This window comes from Pseudomonas rubra (genome assembly GCF_028656935.1).
GTDB lineage: Bacteria > Pseudomonadota > Gammaproteobacteria > Pseudomonadales > Pseudomonadaceae > Aquipseudomonas > Aquipseudomonas rubra.
Window position 1 is genome coordinate 82,957 of record NZ_JAMDGZ010000002.1, and the last position, 25,442, is coordinate 108,398.

A 25,442-nucleotide genomic window follows, 5' to 3' on the forward strand; every position below is an offset into this window, starting at 1 on the left:
GGACTTCTGACGTCTGCAACCGACGCGCTCTTGCCCAGCAACGCCGCCAACTGACAGCCGTGCTCGTGCGCCGTTTTTTTGCGGTGCACAGGTGTCGAAACTGCGTTTACCGGGTGGGATAAACCTGTAAACGACCTCATCGACACTGGATGCGACCCTGTCTGTACTGGATACGACGCACCCTGTAGGCGTTTGATTTTCGCTGTTAGATGATCGGTATCGACTCGATTGCACGGCAGCCGTCCCGCTATCGCCCGATAGTCAGGCCCGACCGAATGCAAACCATAAAGCACGGCGGTCCCGTGGGACATCCGAAAAAAAACCCAGGAGTCCATCGAATGAAAGGTTCACCCTCGCTATTGCTGGCCGCAGTGCTGAGTCTGCCGGTGCTGGCCCAGGCCGCCGAGCCTGAGCAGTGTCACACCGTCAACTTCTCCGATGTCGGCTGGACCGACATCACCGTGACCACCGCAGTCACCAGCGTCGTGCTCCAGTCGCTGGGCTATAAAACCAAGACCACGATGATTTCAGTCCCGGTGACCTACAAGTCGCTGGCCGATGGCAAGAACATGGACGTGTTCCTCGGCAACTGGATGCCGACCATGGAGAACGACATCAAGCAGTACCGTGATGCCGGCACCGTGGAAACCGTACGAGCCAACCTTGAGAACGCCAAGTACACCCTGGCGGTGCCCCAGGCGCTGTACGACAAGGGCCTGAAGAACTTCGCCGATATTGCCAAGTTCAAAAAGGAACTGGATGGCAAGATCTACGGTATCGAACCGGGCAACGACGGCAACCGTACCATCCAGAGCATGATCGACAAGAACGCCTTCGGCCTCAAGGACGCCGGCTTCAAGGTGGTCGAGTCCAGCGAGGCCGGCATGCTCTCGCAAGTGGAACGCGCCCAGCGCCGTGACACCGCCGTGGTGTTCCTGGGCTGGGAACCGCACCCGATGAACACCCGTTTCAAGATGAAATACCTGGACGGCGGCGATGACTTCTTCGGCCCCGAATATGGCAAGGCCACTGTCCTCACCAACACCCGCAAGGGCTATGCGCAAGAATGCAGCAACGTTGGTCAGTTGCTGAAAAATCTGTCCTTTACCCTCGACATGGAAAGCAAGCTGATGGGCAATGTCCTGGACGACAAGATGAAACCCGACGTTGCTGCCAAGGCCTGGCTGAAGAACAACCCTCAGGTGCTCGACACCTGGCTGGCCGGGGTCACCACCGTAGACGGCAAGCCTGGCCTGGAGGCAGCCAAAGCCAAACTCACGCAGTAAGCACTGCCTGCGGCGGGCTGGCCCCGCCGCAGGTGAGTCTTCAAACTTTTGCAGGTGGATGCTCGCTATCATGCTGATCGATGAAAAACTCCCTCTGGGCCAGTACATCGCAGGCTTCGTTGAATGGTTGACGCAACACGGCGCCAACTACTTCGATGCTTTCGCTGCGGCACTGGAATACATGATTCATGGTGTGACCGGGGCACTGACCTGGTTCAATCCCTTCGTCCTGATCGGCCTGATTGCAGTGATCGCGCACCTGATACAGCGCAAATGGGCGCTGACCGCATTCTGCGTACTGTCGTTTTTGCTGATCCTCAACCTCGGCTACTGGCAGGAAACCATGGAGACCTTGGCCCAGGTGCTGTTCGCCACCCTGGTCTGCGTGGCCATTGGCGTACCACTGGGCATCCTCGCCGCGCACAAGCCGATGTTCTACACCGCCATGCGCCCGGTCCTCGACCTGATGCAGACGGTACCTACCTTCGTTTACCTGATCCCGACCCTGACCCTGTTCGGTCTGGGGGTGGTGCCCGGGCTGATCTCGACGGTGGTGTTCGCCATCGCAGCACCGATCCGCCTGACCTACCTGGGCATCTGTGACGTGCCCCAGGAACTGCTCGACGCCGGCAAGGCCTTTGGCTGCTCACGCCGCCAGTTACTGTCGCGCATCGAACTGCCCCACGCCATGCCGAGCATCGCCGCCGGCGTTACCCAATGCATCATGCTGTCGCTGTCGATGGTGGTCATTGCCGCGCTGGTGGGTGCTGACGGCCTGGGCAAGCCCGTGGTCAACGCATTGAACACCGCCGATATCGCCCTGGGTTTTGAAGCAGGTCTGGCAATTGTGTTGCTGGCAATCATGCTCGACCGCATCTGCAAACAACCCGACGCGCCGGTAAGGAGTGAAGCATGAGCATTATTCGCTTCGAAGACGTAGACGTTATCTTCTCCAGCCGACCGCGCGAGGCCCTGAGCCTGCTTGACCAAGGCCTTTCGCGGGAGCAGATCCTGAAAAAGACCGGCTTGGTGGTCGGGGTAGAGAAAGCCAATCTCGATATCAACAAGGGCGAGATCTGCGTACTCATGGGCCTGTCCGGTTCGGGCAAGTCCAGCCTGCTGCGCTGCATCAACGGCCTCAACACCGTCAGCCGCGGCAAGCTGTTCGTCGAACACGAAGGCTCGCACATCGACATCGCCCACTGCACCCCGGCGGAACTGAAGATGATGCGCACCAAGCGCATCGCCATGGTGTTCCAGAAATTCGCCCTGATGCCCTGGCTGACGGTGCGCGAGAACATCAGCTTCGGCCTGGAAATGCAGGGCCGCCCGGAGAAGGAACGGCGCAAGCTGGTCGATGAAAAACTCGAACTGGTGGGCCTGACCCAGTGGCGCAACAAGAAGCCCGACGAGCTGTCGGGCGGCATGCAACAGCGGGTCGGCCTGGCCAGGGCGCTGGCCATGGATGCCGACATCCTGTTGATGGACGAACCCTTCTCGGCCCTCGACCCGCTGATCCGTCAGGGCCTGCAGGATGAGCTGCTGGAACTGCAGCGCAAACTGAGCAAAACCATCGTGTTCGTCAGCCACGACCTGGACGAAGCGCTGAAGCTGGGTAGCCGCATCGCGATCATGAAAGACGGCAAGATCATCCAGTACAGCAAGCCTGAAGAGATCGTCCTCAACCCGGCCGACGAATATGTCCGCACCTTCGTCGCCCACACCAACCCGCTCAACGTGCTGTGTGGTCGCAGCCTGATGCGCACCCTGGACAAGTGCAAGCGTATTAACGGCTCGGTATGCCTGGACCCGGGCGGCGACTCCTGGCTGGACCTGGCCGAAGGCAACACGATCAAGGGCGCGCGCCAGGGCGCCAACGGCATGGACCTGCAAAACTGGGCGCCGGGGGAAGCCGTGGAAGGCCTGGGCCGCAAACCGACCCTGGTCAGCGTCAATATCGGCATGCGCGAAGCCTTGCAGATCCGTTACCAGACCGGCAACAAGCTGGTGCTTCAGGAAGACAATAAAGTGGTCGGGATTCTTGGTGACAGCGAGCTGTACCACGCACTGCTGGGCAAGAACCTGGGCTGACAGCTATCGCGGGGCAAGCCCGCTCCCACCGAGATTATCTAAATCCTGTGGGAGCGGGCTTGCCCCGCGATAGAGGACCGTCAGCGAACGACGATACCCTGCTTGGCCATGAAGGCCTTGGCCTCCGGCACCGTGTACTCGCCGAAGTGGAAGATGCTCGCCGCCAACACCGCGCTGGCATGCCCTTCGATAATCCCGTCAGCCAGGTGCTGCAGATTGCCCACACCACCCGAAGCAATCACTGGAATGCCCAGGGCATCGCTGATGGCCCGGGTTACCCCCAGGTCAAAACCGTTTTTCATGCCGTCCTGATCCATGCTGGTCAGCAGGATCTCGCCGGCGCCCAAGCCTTCCATCTTCTTGGCCCACTCCACGGCATCCAGGCCGGTCGGCTTGCGGCCGCCATGGGTGAAGATTTCCCAGCGCGGAGTTTCGCCCGGGCCCGAGACCTTCTTGGCATCAATGGCCACCACGATGCACTGTGAACCGAAATGCGCGGCTGCTTCGCCAACGAACTCCGGGTTGAACACTGCGGCAGTGTTGATCGAGACCTTGTCGGCACCGGCATTGAGCAGGTTGCGGATGTCCTGCACGCAGCGCACGCCACCGCCCACGGTCAGCGGGATGAACACCTGGCTGGCCATGCGCTCGACGGTATGCAGGGTAGTGTCACGGCCATCGACGCTGGCGGTGATGTCGAGGAAGGTGATCTCGTCAGCGCCCTGCTCATCGTAGCGCCGGGCGATTTCTACCGGATCGCCGGCATCGCGGATGTTCTCGAACTTGACGCCCTTGACCACCCGGCCGTTATCCACGTCCAGGCAAGGGATGATGCGCTTGGCCAGTGCCATGTGGGAGTCCTCAGCCTGTGTAGCTGTCGCAGAAGGCTTGCGCCTGGGCGACATCCAGGGTGCCTTCGTAGATGGCACGGCCAGTGATCGCGCCAATGATGCCCGGTGCCTTGGCGTCGAGCAGGGCCTTGATGTCACCCAGGTTGTGGATGCCGCCGGAGGCGATCACCGGGATCTTCGTGGCCGCAGCCAGGGCAGCGGTAAAGGGCACGTTGCAGCCCTGCATCATGCCGTCTTTGGCGATGTCGGTGTAGACGATGGCCGAAACGCCGTCGGCTTCGAAACGCTTGGCCAGGTCGATGACCTGTACCGAGCTGACTTCAGCCCAGCCGTCGGTGGCGACGAAACCGTCCTTGGCATCCAGGCCGACAATGACCTTGCCCGGGAAGGCGCGGCAGGCCTCGGCGACGAACTCAGGCTCCTTGACCGCCTTGGTGCCGATGATCACGTAGCTGACGCCGGCCTTGACGTAGTGCTCGATGGTTTCCAGCGAGCGAATACCGCCACCAATCTGGATCGGCAGGTTCGGGTAGCGCTTGGCGATCGCGGTGACCACCTCACCGTTGACCGGCTGGCCTTCGAAGGCGCCATTGAGGTCAACCAGATGCAGCCGGCGGCAGCCCCCTTCAACCCATTTGGCGGCCATGCTCACCGGGTCATCGGAGAATACGGTGGAGTCTTCCATGCGGCCTTGGCGCAGGCGTACGCAAGCACCGTCCTTGAGATCGATAGCGGGGATAATCAGCATCTGCAAAACCTGTCTATTCGGTAAACAGTGATGCTCGAAAAGTCAGTTCTTCTCGAGCGCCCACAGGTCGCTTTCGATGCTCTCGAACCGTTCCTTGAGGTGGTTCTGCACATCGAAAATCGCCCTGTTGTAGTAGTGCGGGGCAATCTCTTTGGTGAACAGTTCCAGGACCTCGGCCACCTCGAACGACCCCAGCTGCAGCTCGAAACGGTCTTCGAGAAAGCGCTTGAGGGTCGCCAGCGCTTCGCGTTCCTGTTCCGGTGCCAGCGTGAGGATCGGCGGTTTGGCCCTGGACTTGCCCATTACCAGCGCCCATCCCAGGCAGCGAAGTTCTGCAGCAACTGCAGGCCATGGGTATGGCTCTTCTCCGGATGGAACTGCACGGCAAAGCGCGAACCTTCGGCCAATGCGGCGGCGAAGTCGACGCCGTAGTGACCGCTACCGACCACCTGGCCTGGCTTGCCGGCGGTGATGTAGTAGCTGTGCACGAAGTAGAAGCGCGCAAGGTCGGGGATGTTGTGCCACAACGGGTGCTCGATGCTCTGGGCGACTTCGTTCCAGCCCATGTGCGGCACCTTCAAGTGCTCGCCGTCTTCGTGCAGGTCTTTGCCGAAGAAGCGCACATTGCCCGGGAACAGGCCGATGCAGTCTACGCCGTCGTTCTCTTCGCTGTGATCGAGCAGCGCCTGCATGCCGACGCAGATGCCGAGGAACGGCCGGTCCTGGCTGACTTCACGTACCAGGCTGTCGAAGCCCAGGCGGCGGATTTCAGCCATGCAGTCGCGGATCGCGCCGACGCCTGGGAACACCACGCGGTCGGCTTCACGAATCACATCAGCGTCGCTGGTGATCAGGACCTTGCCGGCGCCTACGTGCTCCAGGGCCTTGGCCACCGAGTGCAGGTTACCCATGCCATAGTCGATAACGGCAACCGTCTGCATTACAGGCAACCCTTGGTCGATGGCATTTGCCCGGCCATGCGCTCATCCAGCTCGATGGCCATGCGCAGCGCGCGGCCGAAGGCCTTGAACACGGTCTCGATCTGGTGGTGGGTGTTGTGCCCACGCAGGTTGTCGATGTGCAGGCTGACGTTGGCGTGGTTGACAAAGCCCTGGAAGAACTCCTGGAACAGGTCGACATCAAAGCCGCCCACCGAGGCGCGGGTGTACGGCACGTGCATCTGCAGGCCCGGACGGCCGGAGAAGTCGATGACCACCCGCGACAGCGCTTCGTCCAACGGCACATAGGCGTGGCCGTAACGACGGATGCCCTTCTTGTCGCCGATGGCCTGGTTGAAGGCCTGGCCCAGGGTGATGCCGACGTCTTCGACGGTATGGTGATCGTCGATATGCAGGTCGCCCTTGCACTCGATATCGAGGTCGATCAGCCCATGTCGGGCGATCTGGTCGAGCATATGTTCAAGGAAAGGCACACCGATATCGAATCGGGCCTTGCCGCTGCCATCCAGGTTGATCGAGGCCTTGATCTGGGTCTCCAGAGTATTGCGCTCGACGGAAGCCTTACGTTCGACCATCACCAGCTCCGCAAAATCATTGGGCGAAAAAGGTGATCATTATAGGCCCAGAAGCGCACAGCTTGAAACGCAGATGACGCGTGGCAGGGAATTTAGTGGGGCCGCGTTGCGGCCCATCGCTGGCAAGGCCAGCTCCCACATGGATCGGTGAACCCTGTGGGAGCCGGCCTTGCCGGCGATGGTCTGCACAGCAGACCTAGTTGAACAACACTGCAGTTTTCTGCAGCGTTACCCAGATGCCCCAGGCCAGCGGCACCCCGACCAGCAGCCAGGCCGCCAGCACCAAGGGGTTGCTGGCAGGATCGGCCTTCCACTCCAGTACCCGCTCGCTGACGCTGCCCTGGTCATGGCTCAGGGCCCGCTCGGCAGCCAGCTCGGCATCGGTCATGAAGTACTTGTCGGCCACCGGCCTGACCAGGGCGTTGCAGACAAAGCCCAGCACCAGCAGCCCGGCAAGGATGTACAGGGTGATGTCATAAGCCGCCGCCCGTGGAACGCCCAGCGCCAGCTGGTACTCGCGCAGATAGGTGATCAGCACCGGGCCCAGCACCCCGGCCGCGGCCCAGGCAGTCAACAGGCGACCGTGAATGGCGCCGACCATCTGCGTGCCGAACAGGTCGGCCAGGTACGCCGGCACCGTGGCAAAACCACCACCGTACATCGACAGGATGATGCAGAACGCCGCCACGAACAGGGCGATGTTGCCTAGGTGGCCCATGTTCGGCACCAGCGCATACAGGGCCACGCCCAGGGCGAAGAAGGCGAAATAGGTGTTCTTGCGCCCGATATAGTCAGAGAACGACGCCCAGAAGAAACGCCCACCAATGTTGAACAGGCTAAGCAAGCCAGTGAAGCCAGCGGCAATCGCCGCGATCTGGCCCAGTTGCGCGGCATTAAGCTGGCTGAAGCTCAAATCATTGCCCAGCAGCTTGCCGGCAAACACTTCCTGCAACAGCGGCGAAGCCATGCCGAGAATACCGATGCCTGCCGACACGTTCAGGCACAGAACCAGCCAGATCAGTACAAACTGTGGGGTTTTCCACGCCACACTGACATGTACATGGCGATGGGTGATCATCGCATTTTTGGCTTTCTTCAGCGGTGCGGTCCAGCCCTCAGGCTTCCAGCCGGTGGGCGGTACGCGATAGGCCAGGGCGCCGCCGAGCATGAACACGAAGTAGATCACCGCCATCACCACGAAACTCTGCCAGACGCCGACATCTTGCGCGCTGGCGAAGTGGTTCATCAGCGCGGCGGCCAGCGGTGCACCGACCATGGCGCCCCCGCCAAAGCCCATGATCGCCATGCCGGTGGCCATGCCACGCTTGTCCGGGAACCACTTGATCAGGGTCGAGACCGGCGAGATATAACCCAGCCCAAGGCCGATGCCGCCAATCACCCCCGAGCCCAGCCACATCAACCACAGCTGGTGGGTGTACACACCAAAGGCAGAAATCAGCAGGCCGCCGCACCAGCACAGGGTCGATACCACCCCGGCCTTGCGTGGCCCGGCATGCTCCAACCAGCCGCCCCAGATGGCTGCAGAGCAACCCAGGAAGACAAAGAACAGCGTGTAGATCCAGCTGAGCATCGAGATCGGCCAGTCACACTCGGTGGTGAACATACGCATCAGGAAGTTGGTCTGTTCCGAACAGACAACCGGCGCGCTGACGCCGATGGCCTGCGACAGCGGCAACCAGAACACCGAAAAACCGTAGGCCATGCCGATGCACAGGTGAATGGCCAGGGCCGCTGGCGGCACCAGCCAGCGGTTGAAGCCCGGACGGGCGATGATCCGCTCCTTGGACAGGAAGCCGGGCGCGTTGGCGATGGCTCCAGCCGTGATGCTGCTGTTCATTGTTGTGTTCCCCTCGTAGGAATGAAGCGCTCACCGCCCTCGACCTTGACCCACTGGCAACTGGTCGTTTTTTCTTGGCGAACGGCCCTTGTGCGCGGCAAATAGCCGCAGCAGGGCCTGAGAGCGGCGAGAGAGTAGCACTTGCGCCAGCCGGTTTGGGCAACTGATACCCTCGTTTGCGCAGCAACTGATCTCCCTGGCGAGGAACTGTGCGCCCCCCTGTTGTCGAATCCGACACATTTGCAGGATTAAACCTTCGGGCCATATCACACAGTGGTGATAACCGCAGCGCTATACTCTGCGGCTGAATTTAGAAATCGGACTACAAGGACTCGCCCATGAAAGCGTTCGGCAAAATCCTGGGGCTGGTGCTTCTCGGGTTGTTGCTGATCATTGTGGCTCTGGGCTTTGCCCTGACTCACCTCTTCGATCCCAACGACTATAAAGACGAGATTCGCCAGTTGGCACGCGACAAGGCCCACATCGAGCTGACGCTCAATGGCGACATCGGCTGGAGCCTGTTCCCCTGGCTCGGCCTTGAGCTGCATGAAGCCAGCATCGCCACCTTGAACAACCCGAAAGTGCCGTTTGCCGACCTGCAGATGCTCGGCCTGTCGGTGCGCGTCCTGCCATTGCTGCGCCGTGAGGTGCAGATGAGCGACGTGCGCGTCGAGGGCCTCAACCTGAGCCTGAGCCGCGACGAAAAAGGTCACGGCAACTGGGAAGACATCGGCAAGCCCCTGCCCGCCACAACAGCGGCCCCGGCCGAGACGGGCAGCGCAACCCCCGCCAACGCCCCGGCACCAGCCAGCAGCGACAATGCCAGCGAGCGCCTGGTCAAACTCGATATCGACAGCCTGACCGTCAACAACGCCCGTGTGCAGTACAACGATGCCCGCACCGGGCAGAGTTTCGGCGCCGAAAGCATCCAGCTGAGCACCGGTGCGGTACATGAAGGGGTGAACATCCCACTGAAGATGACCGCCTTCCTCAGCTCCGGACAGCCAGTAGTCAAGGCGCGCACCGAGCTTAACGGCGAACTGCGCTTCGACCGCAAGCTCAAGCGCTATCAGTTCGAAGACATGAAGCTCAGCGGCGAAGCCTCGGGCGAGCCGCTGCAAGGCAAGACCATGACCTTCGCAGCCCAAGGCCAACTGCTGGTTGATCTGGCAGCCAACGTCGCCGAATGGAATGGTTTGAAGCTCTCGGCCAACCAGCTGCGCGCCCTTGGCGAGCTGAACCTGCGCGATCTCGACAAAACCCCGCAACTGAGCGGCGGCCTGTCGATTGCCCAGTTCGACCTGCGCAATTTCCTCGACAGCATCGGCCACCCGCTGCCGGCTTCGGCCGACGCCAGCACCTTGGGCAAAGTCGAGCTGGTCACCCGCCTGCAGGGCACGCCAAACAGCCTGGCCCTGGAAGACCTGGCGATCAAGCTTGATGACAGCACCTTCAGCGGCCGCCTGGCGATTGAAGACTTCGCCAAGCAAGCCCTGCGCGTACAACTCAAGGCCGACAAGTTCGATGCCGATCGCTACGCGCTGGCCAAGAGCGATGCGGCCAAAGGCGCCAAGGCCGCGCGCCAGGCCGAAGTGCAGAGCAAAGAAGCCGGGGCCTTGGCCGGAGCCGGCACCACGCCACTGCCCGACGCGCCGACCCAGGTGGCCTGGAGCAGCGACAAGTTGCTGCCGGTTGATCGCCTGCGCAAAATCGACCTGCAGGCCGACCTGACGTTTGGCCAACTGACCCTGGACAAACTGCCGATCGAAAACGCCCACCTCAAGGCGCAGGGCCAGGGTGGCCTGATCACCCTGGAAACCCTGCGAGGCGGCCTGTACAACGGCGACTTCGAAACCAAGGGCACCCTCGACGTGCGCCCCGCAGTGCCGCAAATCGGCCTCAATACCCGCATCAACCGGGTACCGGTCGAGCACTTCATCAAGAGTGAAAGCGGCACACCACCGGTCAAGGGCCTGCTGACCCTGAGCAGCGACCTGACCGCAACCGGCAACAGCCAGAAGGCCCTGGTCGACACCCTCAATGGCAACGCCAGCTTCGTCATCAACGACGGCATCCTGGTCAACGCCAACCTCGAACAGCAGCTGTGTCAGGCCATCGCCACCCTCAACCGCAAGGCCTTGAGCGGTGAACCACGTGGCAAGGACACACCGTTCCAGGAGCTCAAAGGCAGCCTGGTAATGCGTAACGGCGTAGCCAGCAACCCTGACCTCAAGGCACGCATTCCGGGCCTGACCGTCAACGGCCATGGCGACCTCGACTTGCGCGTGCTGGGCATGGACTACCGCATTGGCGTTATTGTCGAAGGCGACAAGCGCGACATGCCCGACCCGGCCTGCCAGGTGGGCGAACGCTATGTCGGCCTTGAGCTGCCGCTGCGCTGCCGTGGCCCGCTGGAGCTGGGCGCCAAAGCCTGCCGCCTGGACAAGGACGGCCTGGGCAAGGTCGCGGCCAAACTTGCTGGCGACAAGGTCAGTGAAAAACTTAGCGAGAAGATCGACGAAAAGCTCGGCGACAAGGTCAGCCCTGAACTTAAAGACGCGCTCAAGGGGTTGTTCAAGCGATGAGTCCCGAGCAGTTTTCCAGCGCCGTGCTGGATTGGTACGACCGCAACGGCCGCCACGACCTGCCCTGGCAACAGGGCATCAACCCGTACCGGGTGTGGGTCTCGGAGATCATGTTGCAGCAGACCCAGGTGAGCACCGTGCTCAACTACTTCGGCCGCTTCATGGACGCCCTGCCCACGGTCCAGGCCCTGGCCGAGGCACCCGAAGACGAAGTGCTGCACCTGTGGACGGGCCTGGGCTACTACACCCGGGCGCGCAACCTGCAAAAAACCGCGAAGATCGTCGTCGAGCAATATGCAGGCGAGTTTCCGCGCGATGTCGAGAAGCTCACCGACCTGCCCGGCATTGGCCTGTCCACTGCCGGCGCCATCGCCAGCATCAGCATGGGCCTGCGTGCGCCGATCCTCGACGGCAACGTAAAGCGCGTGCTGGCCCGCTACACCGCGCAAGAGGGTTACCCGGGCGAGCCGAAGGTGGCCAAGGCGCTGTGGGCCAATGCCGAACGCTATACGCCGCACAGCCGGGTGAATCACTATACCCAGGCAATGATGGACCTCGGCGCCACCCTGTGTACCCGCAGCAAGCCCAGTTGCCTGCTGTGCCCGCTCAAGGTGGGCTGCGAGGCACACATGCTCGGCCAGGAAATCCGCTACCCGGTGCCCAAACCGCGCAAGGAACTGCCGCGCAAGCGCACCCTGATGCCGCTGCTGGCCAACCATGAAGGCGCCATCCTGCTTTACCGGCGGCCTTCCACCGGGCTGTGGGGCGGCCTGTGGAGCCTGCCGGAGCTGGACACCCTCGAACAGATCGATGACCTGGCCGACCAGCACGGCCTGCATCTGTCCGGCAGCCAGGCGCTGGACGGCCTGACCCACACCTTCAGCCATTTCCAACTGGCCATCGAACCCTGGCTGGTACGCGTCGACAGCGCCACCGAGCACGTGGCCGAGGCCGACTGGCTCTGGTATAACCTCGCCACCCCGCCGCGCCTGGGCCTTGCCGCCCCGGTGAAAAAACTGCTCAAACGCGCGGCCGACGTATTGCTTACAGGAGAGTCGCGATGACCCGCACCGTAATGTGCCGCAAGTACAACGAAGAACTGCCAGGCCTGGAGCGTCCACCCTACCCGGGCGCCAAGGGCCAGGACATCTTCGATCACATCTCGCAGAAGGCCTGGGCCGACTGGCAAAAAGAACAGACCATGCTGATCAACGAGAAGCGCCTGAACATGATGAACGCCGAGGACCGCAAATTCCTCCAGGGCGAGATGGACAAGTTCTTCTCCGGTCAGGATTACGAAAAGGCCGAAGGTTACGTTCCACCTGCCGAGTAACCCCGGAAAATCGTAAGCGACGGAATTAATTTAATAAATTTTCAAAAAGTCGTTGACGTAACCCCGAAAAAGTCTTTTAATGCGCCCCGTTGCCCAGATAGCTCAGTCGGTAGAGCAGGGGATTGAAAATCCCCGTGTCGGCGGTTCGATTCCGTCTCTGGGCACCACTAATACCGAAAAGCCCCAAGCGAATTGATTCCTTGGGGCTTTTTTCATGCCTGCGATTTATCCGCGAACGCAGGCCTTACTCGCGCACGGAAATACCGCGAGCCTATCGGAGCCAGGGATGAAATCGATTGCCGTTGTCGTCGCCATACTGTTGAGCCTGACTGGCTGCGTCGGCGCCACCGTCGTGCTGCCGGAAAAACAGACCTCTCCCACTGCGGCCCATCGCATCCTGCGCCTGAAGAACATCACCCCCAAGGTCAGCAAATCAGAGAAATATAACGTCACCCGCGAATGGTGCGGCGTCACCCTCTGGGCAGTGGTCGTGCCGGTGCCTTTGCTACTGCCGGTGTGCAGGACCTACAGCGAAGTGGCCTACGGCCCTGATATCGATGGCGACCAGGTCGTGCTGTTCAACGCCCGGCAGACCATCAGCTCGCCCATGTACGCATGCGGCCCGATGATGATCCTCGCGCCGATCATCCATGGTTACGAAGGCAATCAGATCTGCGGGATGATGCGCTAAGCCAGCGCAACCACCATCGACCGCGCCGCCTCGAACAGCGGCGCCTGCGGCCCGCTGACCTGGGACGCAACAATCAGCCCCTCACCCAGCAGAAACAGCTGCTGCGCTGCCTGCGGCTTGCATCCTGCGTCAATGCACGCCTGCTCCAGTGCCACCATCACCTTGTGCTTGTGCTGCTTCGCCAGCTCATGGGGCGGCTCGCCCGGCCCGGCATACTCGGCCGAGGCATTGATGAAGGCACAACCATGGAAGCCTTCAGAGCGCGCCCAGGCCTCGATGAAGTCGATATAGGCCAGCGGCCGTGCTTTTGCCGGAGCGGCCGCCAGAGCGCTTTGCAGGCGCGTCATGAAATCCACATCACGCCGCTGCAGCGCTGCCTCGATCAACAACTCCTTACTGGGGAAATGCCGGTACAGGGTTTTCTTGGTTACCCCGGCTTCCTGACTCAGTTGCTCGACCCCGGTACCGTGGTAACCCTGGCGGTAGAACAGTTGCAGCGCCGACTCGGCGATTTTCTCGGACGTACTCATTTCACACCTTGGCTCAGGACAGTTGCGAGCAGTGTATACCGATCGGTTGACTTGCAGGTAAACCGATCGGTATCCTCGGCGCAAATTGCCCAACCGGAGACTGTGCCCATGCCGTTCAAATCCAAGGCGCCCGCCGCCCCTTCCCTGCACTTCAGCCTGCTGTCACTGCTTGGTGCGACCCTGGCGATCGGCGCCACTGGCTGGCTCAGCCAGGTGTCCGGCGCCCTGTGGCTGATGGCGCCGTTCGGTGCCAGTTGCGTGCTGGCCTTCGGCATGCCCGACTCCCCCTTGGCGCAGCCACGCAACATCATCGGCGGGCACGTGATTGCCACCCTGGTGGGCCTGGCAGTGCTGTACAGCCTTGGCGACAGCTGGTGGAGCGCAGCCCTGGCCGTGGGTCTGGCCCTGGCCGCCATGCAGCAGACCCGCACCCTGCACGCCCCCGCCGGGGCCAATCCGCTGGTGGTGATCGCCAGCCATGCCCCTTTAAGCTTCGTGGTGACCCCGGTACTGGCCGGCTCGCTGGTGATCGTCGCTGTGGCCTGGTGCCTGAACAATGCACGCCAGGCCAACAGCTACCCGAAATACTGGTACTGATAGCGCAACGCCACGGGCTGTTGACCACCGTCAATATGCCCTTGGCCCGCCCCGATAAAATGCTCTGAGGATATTAGAAGGAACCAACAGGCCTCCCCATGAGCGAAGAATCCACTGCCCTGCCTCTGCCCTCGCCTACCGTTGAAACACCCGCGAGCACCAGCCCAAGCCCAGCACGCAAAGCTGCCAGCACCCGCCCACGCCGTCCGCGCACCCCGCGCAAACCTGCCGCCGCAGACGCTGAAATCAGCGCCATCAGCCAGCAACCGGCAGCGCTGAAGGTCGCCTCGGCGCCACGTGGCTCCAACGAAGACAGCGCCCTGGCCAAACTGCCGGCCAGCTACCCGTATCGCAACCGCATGCGCCGCGCCGAGTACGAGAAGGCCAAGCACGAACTGCAGATCGAGCTGCTCAAGGTGCAAAGCTGGGTCAAGGAAACCGGCCAGCGCATCGTCGTCCTGTTCGAAGGCCGCGACGCTGCGGGCAAGGGTGGCACCATCAAGCGCTTCATGGAGCACCTGAACCCACGCGGTGCACGCATCGTCGCCCTGGAGAAGCCGTCCGAGCAGGAGAAGGGCCAGTGGTATTTCCAGCGCTATGTCCAGCACCTGCCCACAGCCGGTGAAATGGTCTTCTTCGACCGCTCCTGGTACAACCGCGCCGGGGTTGAGCGGGTCATGGACTTCTGCTCGCCGCTGCAATACCTGGAGTTCATGCGCCAGGCGCCGGACCTCGAACGCATGCTGTGCAACAGCGGCATCCTGCTGTTCAAGTACTGGTTCTCGGTCAACCGCGAAGAACAGCTGCGCCGCTTTATCTCGCGCCGCGACGACCCGCTCAAGCACTGGAAACTGTCGCCGATCGACATCAAGTCGCTGGACAAGTGGGACGAATACACCGCCGCCAAGGAAGCGATGTTCTTCCACACCGACACCGCCGACGCACCGTGGACGGTGATCAAGTCCGACGACAAGAAGCGCGCACGGATCAACTGCATCCGCCACTTCCTGAATTCGCTGGACTACCCCGGCAAGGACCTGAGCGTCGCCCATCAGCCTGACCCGCTGCTGGTAGACCGCGCCTCACGCGTACTGGCAGAAGAGGACCGCGGCGAACTGGCCCAGCCGGCCTGAGCTTGACCCAGGCCATCGGCGGCACTTGGGTTTCCCGGCCAACTGCGATTCAATACGCAGAATTTATCCGGCTCAGCACAAGGGTTCACTGATGGCCTCCAGCAGCAAACAACAGAAACGCGCCAAACGCGCCGCCAACAAAGCGCGTGAAAACCGCATGGTGCGTAGCGGTCAGGCGGTCAAGAGCTCTGGCGAGAGCTCCAGCGCCAGCGTTGAACAAGTTTTCAACAAGGCCATGGAATCGGGCAGCTACGACGCCCTGTTCGAAAAAATGAAGCAAGCCCAGGACAACGGCCTGGTGGCGCTGATCTCGGTGTTCCTGGTCGACCCGCTGCTGACGCTGGTGCTCAAGGGCCACAAGGAAGAACACGCCACCGACTACATCGTCATGGTCTTCACCGCCTACCGCGCCTGGCTGGACGGCACCGACGAAGCCACGACCATGGCCTGGCTCGAGAGCGACGAGTTCCAGGAAGCCTATATCGCAGCATCGGAAGCGGTGTCCAAGCAGCAGAAGAAGTTCGGCTGAAGGCGCAGGGACAGCTAGAGCCCTTGTGGGAGCCGGCTTTGCCGGCGATGAGGCCGGTACAGTCAACACATCGGGTGTTGCCGGGATTGCGACCGCTGCGCGCACGAATCGCTGGCAAGGCCAGCTCCCACAGATTGGGTGTAGGCAGTTCAAGAGTGAGCGGGCGCCCACAAAAACAAGGCCGCGATCCTCACAGATCGCGGCCTTGTTCATTTCAGCAACACTGCATCAGTTATCCAGCACGACCTGCCCGGCTGCTGCAGCCTTGCGCTTGCGCGCCACCAGCAGCCCTGCGGCCACTACAGCGATAGACAGCAATCCGGTCGCAACGATCTCGATCCGGTGATCCGGACGGATCAGCATCACGGTCAGAATGCCAACGATGAACGCGATGGTCGCCCAGGTCAGGCCCGGGAACAGCCACATCTTGAAGGCGATCTTCTCGCCACGCTGCATCCGCTGACGGCGCATGCGCAGTTGCGACACGGCAATCACCAGGTACACCAGCAAGGCAATGGCGCCGGAGCTTGCCAGCAGGAACTCGAACACCTGGGCAGGCGCCAGGTAGTTGGCGATTACGGTGAGGAACGCGGCCGCAGTCGACAGCACCACCGCTACATACGGAGTACCGCTGGAGGTGGTGCGCTGGGCCATGGCCGGGGCATCACCACGCTTGCTCAGGGAGAAGAGCATGCGCGAGGAGGTATACAGGGCCGAGTTCAGGCAACTGGTCACCGCGACCAGCACGACGATGTCGACGATCAGCTTGGCATTGGGAATGCCCATCAGGTTCAGCACGGTCTGGTACGAACCGACTTCGGCCAGGTCACTGTTGGTCCACGGCACCAGGGCCACGACCAGGAAGATCGACACGAGGTAGAACAGGAAGATCCGCCAGATCACCGAGTTGGTGGCCTTGGTGATCTGCTTGCCCGGATCTTTCGACTCAGCAGCAGCAATGGTGACGATTTCGGTACCCATGAACGAGAACATGGTGGTGAGCATCGCAGCCAGCACCGCGCCCATGCCGTTAGGCATGAAGCCCTGGGTGTCGAACAGGTGGCTGACGCCGCTGACCTGGCTGTTAGGCAGCAGGCCGAAAACAGCCGCTACACCCAAGACAATGAAGCCGATGATCGCCACGACCTTGAGCAGGGCGAACCAGAACTCGAACTCACCGTAGTTCTTCACACTGAACAGGTTGGTCGCGGTCAGCAGCAAGGTAATGACCAGGGTAAACACCCAGATGCCGATGTCCGGGAACCAGGCATGCAGGATGGTCGCTGCGGCGTTGGCTTCCAGCGGAATCACCAGCACCCAGAACCACCAGTACAACCAGCCGATGGTAAAGCCGGCCCAGTGGCCGATGGCTTTGTCAGCGTAAGTCGAGAACGAGCCGGTATCCGGCGACGCCACGGCCATCTCGGCCAGCATGCGCATCACCAGCACCACCAGGGTGCCAGCCCCCAGGTAGGCCAACAGCACCGCCGGGCCGGCGGCAGCAATGGCGTGGCCGGAGCCGACGAACAGGCCGGCACCGATTACGCCAGCAATGGACAGCATGGTGACATGCCGCTGTTTGAGCCCCTGAGCGAGGTCATTGGAATTGTGCGTACCGCTCATAAAACTACCTTTAAAGGAATGGCGTTCCGAGCCAGCAACCGGGGTCGCAGGCTCCAGTAAAAGAGTGCTACATCCTGTGGGCTACCTAGAAGGCAATAACTGCGCCATGTGCACGACCGTTCGTTCGGAATTTCTCACGCCCCCGTGCAACAAGGCTTACAGGCCTTTCTGCCACTCCTTGACCGAAAGCCCCTTAAAAATACCTGGTAATAATTAATTACTGAAATACCCAGTTACAGATGCACCAAATGAATCCATAGGTAACACCCGTGCACAAATCCAGGACAAAAAGGCGCAACCCGAAGGCGCAACTGGCGTCTGTTGCGCGGGTTAACCTCAAGCGTAAAAGACAGAAACGACTTCCCAGCACCGGCCAAAACTGGCACCATCGCGCCTTTTTTCATCAAGGCTCCGGCCCAGGAAACGAGGGCAGGCGGACATCCGCGCGACAGTCCACTGCAACGATGCGACAACCGCCCTCCTACCAACCGCTTGCCTCTCCCGACGTTATTGGCTGTCTTCGGACCGCTATGCTAGCTTGGCGCCTCGCCAGGAAGGCCGCTAACAGCAGGAGCGCACCAGAACACATGAGGACCGCACATGGCTGAGGCCACGCCCGCGCTGGAAATCCGCAACCTGCACAAACGCTACGGCGACCAGGAAATCCTCAAGGGAATTTCGCTGACCGCGCGTGATGGCGACGTGATCTCGATCCTGGGATCCTCCGGCTCCGGCAAGTCCACTCTGCTGCGCTGCATCAACCTGTTGGAAAACCCGCACCAGGGCCAGATCCTGGTGGCTGGCGAAGAGCTCAAGCTCAAAGCGGCCAAAAACGGCGAGCTGGTGGCCGCCGACAACAAGCAGATCAATCGCCTGCGCAGCGAGATCGGCTTCGTCTTCCAGAATTTCAACCTGTGGCCGCACATGAGCATCCTCGACAACATCATCGAGGCGCCGCGCCGGGTGCTGGGCCAGAGCAAGGCCGAGGCCATCGAGCATGCCGAAGCGCTGCTGAACAAGGTCGGCATCCACAACAAGCGTCACAGCTACCCGGCCGAACTGTCCGGGGGCCAGCAACAGCGTGCGGCCATCGCCCGTACCCTGGCAATGAAGCCCAAGGTCATCCTGTTCGATGAACCGACCTCGGCCCTGGACCCGGAAATGGTCCAGGAAGTGCTCAACGTCATCCGCGCCCTCGCCGAAGAAGGCCGGACCATGCTACTGGTTACCCACGAAATGGGCTTTGCCCGCCAGGTGTCCAGCGAAGTCGTCTTCCTGCACCAGGGGCTGGTCGAAGAGCAAGGAACGCCGCAGCAGGTTTTTGAAAACCCGACCTCGGCGCGTTGTAAACAATTCATGTCCAGCAACCGCTAACGGAGCAACACGCATGCAGAGCTATAAGAAATTCCTCCTGGCCGCTGCCGCCACGCTGGTGTTTTCGGCCAATGCCATGGCTGCCGAGAAACTGAAGATGGGCATCGAGGCGGCCTACCCGCCGTTCAACAACAAGGATGCCAGCGGCCAGGTAGTTGGCTTTGACAAGGACATCGGCGACGCCCTGTGCGCCAAGATGAAGGTCGAGTGTGAAGTCGTGGTCTCTGACTGGGACGGCATCATTCCTGCCCTGAACGCGAAAAAATCCGACTTCATCGTCTCGTCCCTGTCGATCACCGACGAGCGCAAGCAGGCCGTAGACTTCACCGACCCGTACTATTCGAACAAGCAACAGTTCATCGCCCCGAAAAACGTCGACTTCAAGACCGACCGCGCCTCACTCAAGGGCAAGACCATTGGCACCCAGCGCGCCACTCAAGCCGCAACCTGGCTGGACGACAACGGCGGCTTCGACAGTGAGTTCAAGGTCAACCTTTATGACGGCCAGGAAAACGCCTACCTGGACCTGACCTCGGGCCGGGTCGATGCCATCCTCGCCGACAAATACGCCAACTACGACTGGCTCAAATCCGAAGCTGGCAAGAACTACGAGTTCAAAGGCGATCCGGTCAACGAGAGCGACAAGGTCGGCATCGCTGTGCGCAAAGGCGACACTGAACTGCGCAACAAGCTGAACGCCGCACTGAAAGAAATCGTTGCCGACGGCACCTACGAGAAGATCAACAACAAGTACTTCCCGTTCAGCATCTATTGATTCGCCCCGACCGGCATTGCCCTGGCGGCAATGCCGGTCCCTTGAACAAACCTGCCCATGAATATTGATCTTTACGGATTCGGTCCGGCCTTGCTGGCCGGGACACTGATGACCGTCAAACTCGCATTGTCGGCCCTGCTTCTGGGGCTGGTACTGGGACTGCTTGGCGCCCTGGCCAAGACCTCGCCGTACAAACCCCTGCAATGGTTGGGTGGCTTCTACTCGACGATCGTTCGCGGCGTACCCGAACTGCTCTGGGTATTGTTGATCTACTTTGGCACCGTCAGCCTGATGAACCGGCTTGGCGAGCTTCTGAATATGCCTGGCCTGGAGCTCAATGCATTTGCCGCCGGGGTCATTGCCCTGGGCCTGTGCTTCGGCGCCTATGCCACGGAAGTGTTCCGTGGTGCGATCCTGGCCATCCCCAAGGGCCACCGGGAAGCCGGCCTGGCACTCGGCCTGTCCAAAGGGCGGATCTTCTCCAAACTGGTTCTGCCGCAAATGTGGCGCATCGCGCTGCCGGGGCTGGGTAACCTGTTCATGATCCTGATGAAGGATACCGCGCTGGTCTCGGTCATCGGCCTGGAAGAAATCATGCGTCACTCGCAAATCGCCGTGACGGTGAGCAAGCAGCCCTTCACCTTCTACATGGTCGCCGCCGTCATCTACCTGGGCCTGACCGTCCTGGCCATGATCGGCATGCACTTCATGGAAAAACGCGCCGGTCGCGGCTTCGCGAGGGCCAACCAATGAACTGGGAAATCATCATCAAATGGCTGCCGCGCCTGGCCCAAGGCGCCACGCTGACGCTGGAGCTGGTCGCCATCGCGGTCATTGCCGGGTTGATCATCGCCATCCCGCTGGGTATCGCCCGCTCCTCGCGGCACTGGTACGTGCGCGCCCTGCCGTTTGGCTACATCTTTTTCTTCCGCGGCACGCCACTGCTGGTCCAGCTGTTTCTGGTGTACTACGGGCTTGCCCAGTTCGATGCCGTGCGCAGCAGTGCCTTGTGGCCCTACCTGCGGGACCCGTTCTGGTGCACGGTGCTGACCATGACCCTGCATACAGCGGCCTACATTGCCGAAATCCTGCGTGGCGCCTTGCAGGCCATTCCCCGTGGCGAGATTGAAGCAGCCCGAGCCCTGGGCATGTCACGGGCCAAGGCGATGCTCTATATCATGCTGCCACGCGCCGCGCGCATCGGCCTGCCGGCCTACAGCAACGAAGTGATCCTGATGCTCAAGGCCAGCGCCCTGGCGAGCACCGTCACCTTGCTGGAACTGACCGGCATGGCGCGGACCATCATTGCTCGAACCTACCTGCCGGTGGAGATCTTTTTCGCTGCGGGGCTGTTCTACCTGCTGATCTCCTTCCTGCTGGTGCAAGCCTTCAAACAACTGGAACGCTGGCTACGCGTCGATGCCTGCCAGGGTCGATAAACCTGTATAACGGGGCTGATCTCAGCCCCGTTTTCGTCTCTGCCCATGACCTCCCCTCTTCCTCTCTCAGGCGCTCAACTGCTCAGCCGCTTCCAGGCGCTGGACGATTTTCTGCGCGAGCATCAGGCACTCTGGCGGCCACGGCCTTTCACCCAGCTTGAGCTGCCCTGGGAAGCCGAGCATCCAACCCTTGCCGGCTGGTTGCGCCAGCGCTCATTGAGCGAGGCGGAAGCGGCGCACAATGATCCCGGGCAACTGGACGCACCAGCGCCTTTTCCACACCTGGCACGCATGGCCACAGCGCTGTCTGCAGTCGGCGAGTTACCCACCGTGGCCCTGCCGGCGGCGGGCCAGCGCCTGAACGTCGACGTACCAGGGCGCAAATGGCAGCAGATCGAAGCCTTCGCCAGCCACCTGGGTTTTATCCACAGCCCACGGCACTGGCTGGACTGGTGCGCTGGCAAAGGTCACCTGGGCCGGCGCTTGCTGCAGCCGCACAGCCAACAAATGACCTGCCTGGAATACGACCCAGCGCTGGTCGAGGCCGGCATCGCCCTGAGCCAGCATCACCACCTGCCTGCCGAGCACCACCTGCAGGATGTACTGGCCGAGGATGCCGCGTTGCACCTGGATGCCGGGCACACGGCAGTGGCCCTGCACGCCTGTGGCGATTTGCATGTACGGCTGATGCAACTGGCCAGCCGCCAGGGTTGCCGCCAACTGGCCATTGCGCCGTGTTGCTACAACCGCATCCAGGCTTCGCAGTACCAGCCGTTATCCACCGCCGCCAAAACCTCTGGCCTGCAGCTGTCGATCGATGATCTTGGCCTGCCGCTGAGCGAAACGGTGACCGCCGGTGCACGGGTACGTCGCCAGCGTGATGAGTCCATGGCCAGGCGCCTGGGTTTCGATCTGTGGCAACGGCAGGTGCGCGGGGTGGATGACTACCTGCCGACACCGTCGCTTGCAGTCAGTTGGTTGCAAAAGCCCTATGCCGACTACTGCCTGGGCCTGGCCCAACTCAAGGGCTTGCCGGTAAGTACCGAGCCTGATTGGCACGCGCTGCAAGCTGCCGGCTGGCAACGCCTGGCCCAGGTGCGCAACCTGGAATTGCTACGCAATCTGTTCCGCCGCCCGCTGGAACTGTGGCTGGTGCTCGACCGTGCACTGTTTCTGCAGGAACAGTCCTACGAGGTACAGCTCGGCGTGTTTTGTGAACAGCCTCTCACTCCACGCAATTTGCTGCTGCTGGCTGAACGCTCGTAATAGCTCGCAGCCTGTGGATAAGTCTGTGCGCAAACTTGCGCTAAACCCCTGCAAATTCGTGGATCCAAGCGCTTTAACAGGCTGGTCATTTTTTGTTCATTAACTAATCACGAGCAAAAACAGCCATTTGCGCAAAGACCAACGGCGGGCGTTGCTCCGATGCAAAGCCCTCACGTTTGGCATGCGCCTTGTGCATAAGCCTTCGAACCAATCGCGCTAAACAGACCGAATCAGGCCAGTTTCAGCAGGCTCATGCCCACCAGCAGCAAGGCCAGCCCCAACCAGCCACGGCCCACCAGACGTTGACCAAACAACGCCCAGCCCATGGCCACGGTGGCGAGAATGCCAAAACCACCCCAGATGGCGTAGGCCAGCGACAGTTCGATATCTCGCACAGCCTGAGCCAGCGCAGTAAAGGCGGCCAGCACACAGAGAATCGAGGCAATGCCCAGGCCGCGCTTCTTAAAGCCGTCGGAGTACTTGAGCAGCAGGTTGGCGATCACTTCCAGCACTATCGCCAGGCCCAGCCAGGCGAAGGGAATCCAGTTCATGCTCAGCATGGCAGGGCCTCCGTGTTACGCGGGGCAGGTGCGGCGCGGGTACCCGACTTGATCAGCAAGATACCGGCGATCATCACACCCAGGCCGGCGGCCTTGAGCAGGCCCAGGCTTTCACCAAGCCAGGTGACACTGATCAGGGTGATAAGAACGATGCCGATACCTTCCCACAGGGCGTAGGCCACGCCCACTGGCACGCGTTTTACTGCCAGCGCCAGGAAGAAGTACGACAGGCCGATCATCAGGTACATCAACCCGTGGCCAAGAATCGGGTAATGACTGGCGGCGAATTTCATCGACGCGGTGCCGATCACCTCGGCGGTGATGGCGATAAACAGATAGATCCAGGAACGCATGATGCCCTCCCACGGGCGACACAAGCCGAGCGAAATCACGCTGACGGCTGCAGACAAATAGAGAAACGAGGCTGTTTGTCGGGGGAGGCGCTAGAGGTCGCCAGTCCAGTGACGTTCACGGGAAACCAGGCGGGAGGTGAAGAGCGGAAACGCTTTAGTGTTCAACATAATGAACAACAAATTAGCTCAAGGCATCGTTAAAGTCAAATCGATAGAAAATGGCTAATTAATTTTCCTGTCTTTTATTCCGTATTTAGCTGAAAGCCCTTAAAGGTTGCAGAAAGGTTCGTAAATTATATTACCCGGCCATTCTGGGGCTGCTGCGCACCCCATCGCCGGCAAGGCCGGCTCCCACAGTAATGGCACATTGCACCCTGTGGGAGCTGGCCTTGCCAGCGATGCAGCCACCTCGTAGCCCCTGGCACTCCTCTGCTCCCCCTCGTGTCAAAACGTCGCACCCTCATCAAAAACATAATTAATTATTGTAATACGATAATTTTTCACAAATAATGTGCCCCGCTCAACTAGCACGGAGGGAAACCATGAACAGTAAAACAGTGGCTTACGCGAGATCGCGTCTGCGAGTGATCGGTGCATTCGCCGCGGTACTCGCTTGGGGTACAGCGATCGTCGAGTTCGGCGGCAACGTACTGTTGTGGGTGTTCGAAAAAGCCCAGGTGCAAGGCGCCTACCTGCAAAGCTTCGGCGAAAACATGCCGCTGCTGCTGGCCCCGGACTACCAGCCCTCGCACCTGGCCCTGGGCCTGGTCATCGGCCTGGAACTCATCCCCGCCAGCCTCTCGGCCTTTGCCCTGTACCTGACCGGGTTGTTCTTTTTGCGCCTGTCCCGGGGCGAAACCTGGACGACGCAGAACATCAAGATGCTCTGGTGGGTGGGCTTGCTGTGCATCGGCTTGCCGATGGTCTGGCCCATGATCGGCACCTTGCAGGGCCTGGCGTTCTCCATCGACCTGCCCAAAGGCGAAAGAAGCTTCAGCGTATCGATCGGTGTATCATCCCAGGCGGTTTACGAGATCATGAAAGGCATCTTCCTGTGCGCCTTTTCACTCCTCATGCGTGACGCCAAAACCATCAGCGATGAACACAACTGTTATGTCTAGCTTGCCCCTATGCCGATAATTATTCGACTCGATGTAGTCATGGCCAAAAACAAGATCCGCTCCAAGGATCTGGCCGAGATTATCGGTATTACGGAGGCGAACCTGTCGTTGCTGAAAAACGGCAAGATCAAGGGTTTCAAAATGGAAACCCTCGAGAAGCTCTGTCGCGCATTGAACTGCCAGCCAGGTGACCTGCTGGAGTTCAGCGAGGAATGAACAAGGAACTGGCAACTCGTGAGCAATTCACTCAAGTGGCGCGCCGCGCTGCTGCTGGCCGTCGGCCTGCTCGGCGGCTGCGGCCCCAGCTACACCTATAGATACTCCCCTCCGCCAAGCATGGCGGGCATGAACTGCATCAACTCCTGCTCGATGGAACGCAACCACTGCAAACAGATGGCGCGCCTGCAGGAAAACAGCGACCAGGCCCTGTACCAGGCCAACCTCAGAAGCTACCAGCATTGCCAGGTCGGCAAGAGCAAGAAGGAAGCGCGCAAAAGCTGCTACTACCCCAGCTACCCGTTCAGCAGTGGTTCGAGCTACTCGTGCGGCAGCGACTACGACAGCTGCTACCAGGCCTGCGGCGGCACCATCCAGCGCATCCTCAACAAAGACTGACACCTCGATAAAACGGAATTGACTGTGGATATCATCAGATCCATCGCCCTGCTTGCGTGCGCGTTTTACCTAAGCGGCTGCTCCCTCATGTCCGACTGGCAGTTCCCGCCTCCCCAGTCCGGCTGGCAACCGCCGTTGCAGACGTACGGCACCAGCAGCTTCCCCGGGCCGGACTTCAGCAAAGACCACATGGCCATCCAGCGCTACCTCGACACACACAAACACTGACACTTCGACCAAACGGAATTGCCTGTGGCTATCATCAGATCCTTCATCCTGCTGACGTGCGCGTTGTACCTGAGCGGCTGCACCAACGGCGACTACACCCCCATGTCCGGCTGGGAAATCCCGCAGATGCAGCTATACGGCGACAAGGGCTACTCGGGCCCGGCCTACACCTGCAAGAAAAAGCACGGCTGCCGAGAGCACTGTAAAAAGCACGATTGCCGCTACAAACCGCTGATATTCGACCCCACCAAAGCCGAACCCAGCGCCACGACAATGCACCGCGACTGGTAAGAAAACACCCCGCGATACCCGCCCAAAGCAG

General features: G+C 60.9%; 30 protein-coding genes and 1 tRNA gene. 21 read left to right on the plus strand and 10 right to left on the minus strand.

Going from position 1 to position 25,442, the window contains the following annotated elements:
• The first annotated feature begins 338 nt into the window (after positions 1–338).
• The 3 genes from M5G17_RS01120 to choV all read left to right on the plus strand — a co-directional run bounded on the left by M5G17_RS01120 (position 339) and on the right by choV (position 3,377).
• Positions 339–1,286: a choline ABC transporter substrate-binding protein gene (locus M5G17_RS01120; protein WP_130266679.1), complete on the plus strand. Its 948-nt coding sequence runs from the start codon at positions 339–341 to the stop codon at positions 1,284–1,286.
• 67 nt (positions 1,287–1,353) lie between these two features.
• Complete coding sequence (gene choW / locus M5G17_RS01125) at positions 1,354–2,202, plus strand: choline ABC transporter permease subunit (RefSeq protein ID WP_176794313.1); 849 nt, start codon at positions 1,354–1,356, stop codon at positions 2,200–2,202.
• Positions 2,199–3,377, plus strand: coding sequence for a choline ABC transporter ATP-binding protein (gene choV, locus M5G17_RS01130; protein ID WP_273891197.1), 1,179 nt, complete (start codon positions 2,199–2,201; stop codon positions 3,375–3,377). The genes choW and choV overlap by 4 nt, the downstream gene beginning before the upstream one ends.
• Before the next feature lie 80 nt (positions 3,378–3,457).
• Here choV and hisF read toward each other — a convergent pair whose 3' ends face one another.
• The 6 genes from hisF to M5G17_RS01160 all read right to left on the minus strand — a co-directional run bounded on the left by hisF (position 3,458) and on the right by M5G17_RS01160 (position 8,368).
• The gene (gene hisF / locus M5G17_RS01135) at positions 3,458–4,228 is read right to left on the minus strand and encodes an imidazole glycerol phosphate synthase subunit HisF (RefSeq protein WP_130266681.1); all 771 of its coding nucleotides are present in this window, start codon (positions 4,226–4,228) and stop codon (positions 3,458–3,460) included.
• 10 nt (positions 4,229–4,238) lie between these two features.
• Positions 4,239–4,976: a 1-(5-phosphoribosyl)-5-[(5-phosphoribosylamino)methylideneamino]imidazole-4-carboxamide isomerase gene (hisA, locus tag M5G17_RS01140; protein WP_130266682.1), complete on the minus strand. Its 738-nt coding sequence runs from the start codon at positions 4,974–4,976 to the stop codon at positions 4,239–4,241.
• A 42-nt stretch (positions 4,977–5,018) separates the two neighbouring features.
• Positions 5,019–5,279, minus strand: coding sequence for a DUF2164 domain-containing protein (locus M5G17_RS01145; RefSeq protein WP_273891198.1), 261 nt, complete (start codon positions 5,277–5,279; stop codon positions 5,019–5,021).
• Complete coding sequence (hisH, locus tag M5G17_RS01150; protein ID WP_273891199.1) at positions 5,279–5,917, minus strand: imidazole glycerol phosphate synthase subunit HisH; 639 nt, start codon at positions 5,915–5,917, stop codon at positions 5,279–5,281. The genes M5G17_RS01145 and hisH overlap by 1 nt, the downstream gene beginning before the upstream one ends.
• The gene (gene hisB, locus M5G17_RS01155; protein WP_130266685.1) at positions 5,917–6,510 is read right to left on the minus strand and encodes an imidazoleglycerol-phosphate dehydratase HisB; all 594 of its coding nucleotides are present in this window, start codon (positions 6,508–6,510) and stop codon (positions 5,917–5,919) included. The genes hisH and hisB overlap by 1 nt, the downstream gene beginning before the upstream one ends.
• Before the next feature lie 196 nt (positions 6,511–6,706).
• A complete protein-coding gene (locus M5G17_RS01160) occupies positions 6,707–8,368 on the minus strand; it encodes an OFA family MFS transporter (protein ID WP_273891200.1) in 1,662 nt (553 codons plus the stop codon).
• Positions 8,369–8,706: 338 nt separating this feature from the next.
• On the opposite strand from M5G17_RS01160, the gene M5G17_RS01165 reads away from it, so the two are divergent.
• The 5 genes from M5G17_RS01165 to M5G17_RS01185 all read left to right on the plus strand — a co-directional run bounded on the left by M5G17_RS01165 (position 8,707) and on the right by M5G17_RS01185 (position 12,977).
• Positions 8,707–10,953 carry an AsmA family protein gene (locus tag M5G17_RS01165; protein ID WP_273891201.1) on the plus strand — a complete coding sequence of 749 codons (2,247 nt, stop codon included), beginning with the start codon at positions 8,707–8,709 and terminating at the stop codon, positions 10,951–10,953.
• A complete protein-coding gene (gene mutY, locus M5G17_RS01170) occupies positions 10,950–12,017 on the plus strand; it encodes an A/G-specific adenine glycosylase (protein WP_273891202.1) in 1,068 nt (355 codons plus the stop codon). The genes M5G17_RS01165 and mutY overlap by 4 nt, the downstream gene beginning before the upstream one ends.
• Positions 12,014–12,286: an oxidative damage protection protein gene (locus tag M5G17_RS01175; protein WP_273891203.1), complete on the plus strand. Its 273-nt coding sequence runs from the start codon at positions 12,014–12,016 to the stop codon at positions 12,284–12,286. Before mutY ends, M5G17_RS01175 begins: the two co-directional genes overlap by 4 nt.
• A gap of 91 nt (positions 12,287–12,377) precedes the next feature.
• Positions 12,378–12,453, plus strand: a tRNA-Phe gene (locus tag M5G17_RS01180).
• Positions 12,454–12,572: 119 nt separating this feature from the next.
• Entirely contained in the window at positions 12,573–12,977 is a 405-nt protein-coding gene (locus M5G17_RS01185) for a hypothetical protein (protein ID WP_273891204.1), read from the plus strand.
• Here M5G17_RS01185 and M5G17_RS01190 read toward each other — a convergent pair.
• Positions 12,974–13,507: a TetR/AcrR family transcriptional regulator gene (locus tag M5G17_RS01190; protein WP_273891205.1), complete on the minus strand. Its 534-nt coding sequence runs from the start codon at positions 13,505–13,507 to the stop codon at positions 12,974–12,976. The two genes, M5G17_RS01185 and M5G17_RS01190, sit on opposite strands and share 4 nt — an antisense overlap.
• A gap of 108 nt (positions 13,508–13,615) precedes the next feature.
• On the opposite strand from M5G17_RS01190, the gene M5G17_RS01195 reads away from it, so the two are divergent.
• From M5G17_RS01195 to M5G17_RS01205, 3 genes are all read left to right on the plus strand, one after another.
• Positions 13,616–14,104 (plus strand): HPP family protein, encoded by a 489-nt coding sequence (locus M5G17_RS01195; RefSeq protein WP_273891206.1) that lies wholly within the window; start codon positions 13,616–13,618, stop codon positions 14,102–14,104.
• A 98-nt stretch (positions 14,105–14,202) separates the two neighbouring features.
• Positions 14,203–15,237, plus strand: a complete 1,035-nt coding sequence (gene ppk2 / locus M5G17_RS01200; RefSeq protein ID WP_273891207.1) for a polyphosphate kinase 2 — start codon at positions 14,203–14,205, stop codon at positions 15,235–15,237.
• A 91-nt stretch (positions 15,238–15,328) separates the two neighbouring features.
• Positions 15,329–15,766 (plus strand): hypothetical protein, encoded by a 438-nt coding sequence (locus tag M5G17_RS01205; RefSeq protein WP_273891208.1) that lies wholly within the window; start codon positions 15,329–15,331, stop codon positions 15,764–15,766.
• Between the two features lie 228 nt (positions 15,767–15,994).
• On the opposite strand, the gene gabP is transcribed toward M5G17_RS01205, so the two are convergent.
• The gene (gene gabP / locus M5G17_RS01210) at positions 15,995–17,389 is read right to left on the minus strand and encodes a GABA permease (protein WP_273891209.1); all 1,395 of its coding nucleotides are present in this window, start codon (positions 17,387–17,389) and stop codon (positions 15,995–15,997) included.
• 600 nt (positions 17,390–17,989) lie between these two features.
• Here gabP and M5G17_RS01215 point away from each other — a divergent pair.
• From M5G17_RS01215 to M5G17_RS01235, 5 genes are read left to right on the plus strand one after another with little or no spacing between them, the layout of a single operon-like run.
• Positions 17,990–18,763, plus strand: a complete 774-nt coding sequence (locus M5G17_RS01215; RefSeq protein ID WP_095163137.1) for an ABC transporter ATP-binding protein — start codon at positions 17,990–17,992, stop codon at positions 18,761–18,763.
• A gap of 13 nt (positions 18,764–18,776) precedes the next feature.
• Entirely contained in the window at positions 18,777–19,538 is a 762-nt protein-coding gene (locus M5G17_RS01220; RefSeq protein ID WP_273891210.1) for an ABC transporter substrate-binding protein, read from the plus strand.
• Between the two features lie 57 nt (positions 19,539–19,595).
• Positions 19,596–20,291 (plus strand): ABC transporter permease, encoded by a 696-nt coding sequence (locus M5G17_RS01225; RefSeq protein ID WP_273891211.1) that lies wholly within the window; start codon positions 19,596–19,598, stop codon positions 20,289–20,291.
• A complete protein-coding gene (locus M5G17_RS01230) occupies positions 20,288–20,977 on the plus strand; it encodes an ABC transporter permease (protein ID WP_273891212.1) in 690 nt (229 codons plus the stop codon). The genes M5G17_RS01225 and M5G17_RS01230 overlap by 4 nt, the downstream gene beginning before the upstream one ends.
• Before the next feature lie 45 nt (positions 20,978–21,022).
• Positions 21,023–22,243 carry a methyltransferase gene (locus M5G17_RS01235; RefSeq protein WP_273891213.1) on the plus strand — a complete coding sequence of 407 codons (1,221 nt, stop codon included), beginning with the start codon at positions 21,023–21,025 and terminating at the stop codon, positions 22,241–22,243.
• Positions 22,244–22,473: 230 nt separating this feature from the next.
• Here the strand turns inward: M5G17_RS01235 and mdtI are convergent, their stop codons facing one another.
• Positions 22,474–22,803, minus strand: a complete 330-nt coding sequence (gene mdtI, locus M5G17_RS01240) for a multidrug/spermidine efflux SMR transporter subunit MdtI (protein WP_038998274.1) — start codon at positions 22,801–22,803, stop codon at positions 22,474–22,476.
• On the minus strand, positions 22,797–23,156 hold the full coding sequence (locus M5G17_RS01245) for an SMR family transporter (protein ID WP_273891214.1): 360 nt from the start codon (positions 23,154–23,156) through the stop codon (positions 22,797–22,799). Before M5G17_RS01245 ends, mdtI begins: the two co-directional genes overlap by 7 nt.
• Before the next feature lie 542 nt (positions 23,157–23,698).
• Here M5G17_RS01245 and M5G17_RS01250 point away from each other — a divergent pair.
• The 5 genes from M5G17_RS01250 (at position 23,699) to M5G17_RS01270 (ending at position 25,411) form a co-directional block, all read left to right on the plus strand.
• Positions 23,699–24,277 (plus strand): hypothetical protein, encoded by a 579-nt coding sequence (locus M5G17_RS01250; protein ID WP_273891215.1) that lies wholly within the window; start codon positions 23,699–23,701, stop codon positions 24,275–24,277.
• Positions 24,278–24,286: 9 nt separating this feature from the next.
• On the plus strand, positions 24,287–24,493 hold the full coding sequence (locus M5G17_RS01255; protein ID WP_010221299.1) for a helix-turn-helix domain-containing protein: 207 nt from the start codon (positions 24,287–24,289) through the stop codon (positions 24,491–24,493).
• An 18-nt stretch (positions 24,494–24,511) separates the two neighbouring features.
• A complete protein-coding gene (locus M5G17_RS01260) occupies positions 24,512–24,892 on the plus strand; it encodes a hypothetical protein (protein WP_273891216.1) in 381 nt (126 codons plus the stop codon).
• An 87-nt stretch (positions 24,893–24,979) separates the two neighbouring features.
• Positions 24,980–25,120 (plus strand): hypothetical protein, encoded by a 141-nt coding sequence (locus M5G17_RS01265; RefSeq protein ID WP_273891217.1) that lies wholly within the window; start codon positions 24,980–24,982, stop codon positions 25,118–25,120.
• Positions 25,121–25,144: 24 nt separating this feature from the next.
• The gene (locus M5G17_RS01270) at positions 25,145–25,411 is read left to right on the plus strand and encodes a hypothetical protein (RefSeq protein ID WP_273891218.1); all 267 of its coding nucleotides are present in this window, start codon (positions 25,145–25,147) and stop codon (positions 25,409–25,411) included.
• Positions 25,412–25,442: the final 31 nt, after the last annotated feature.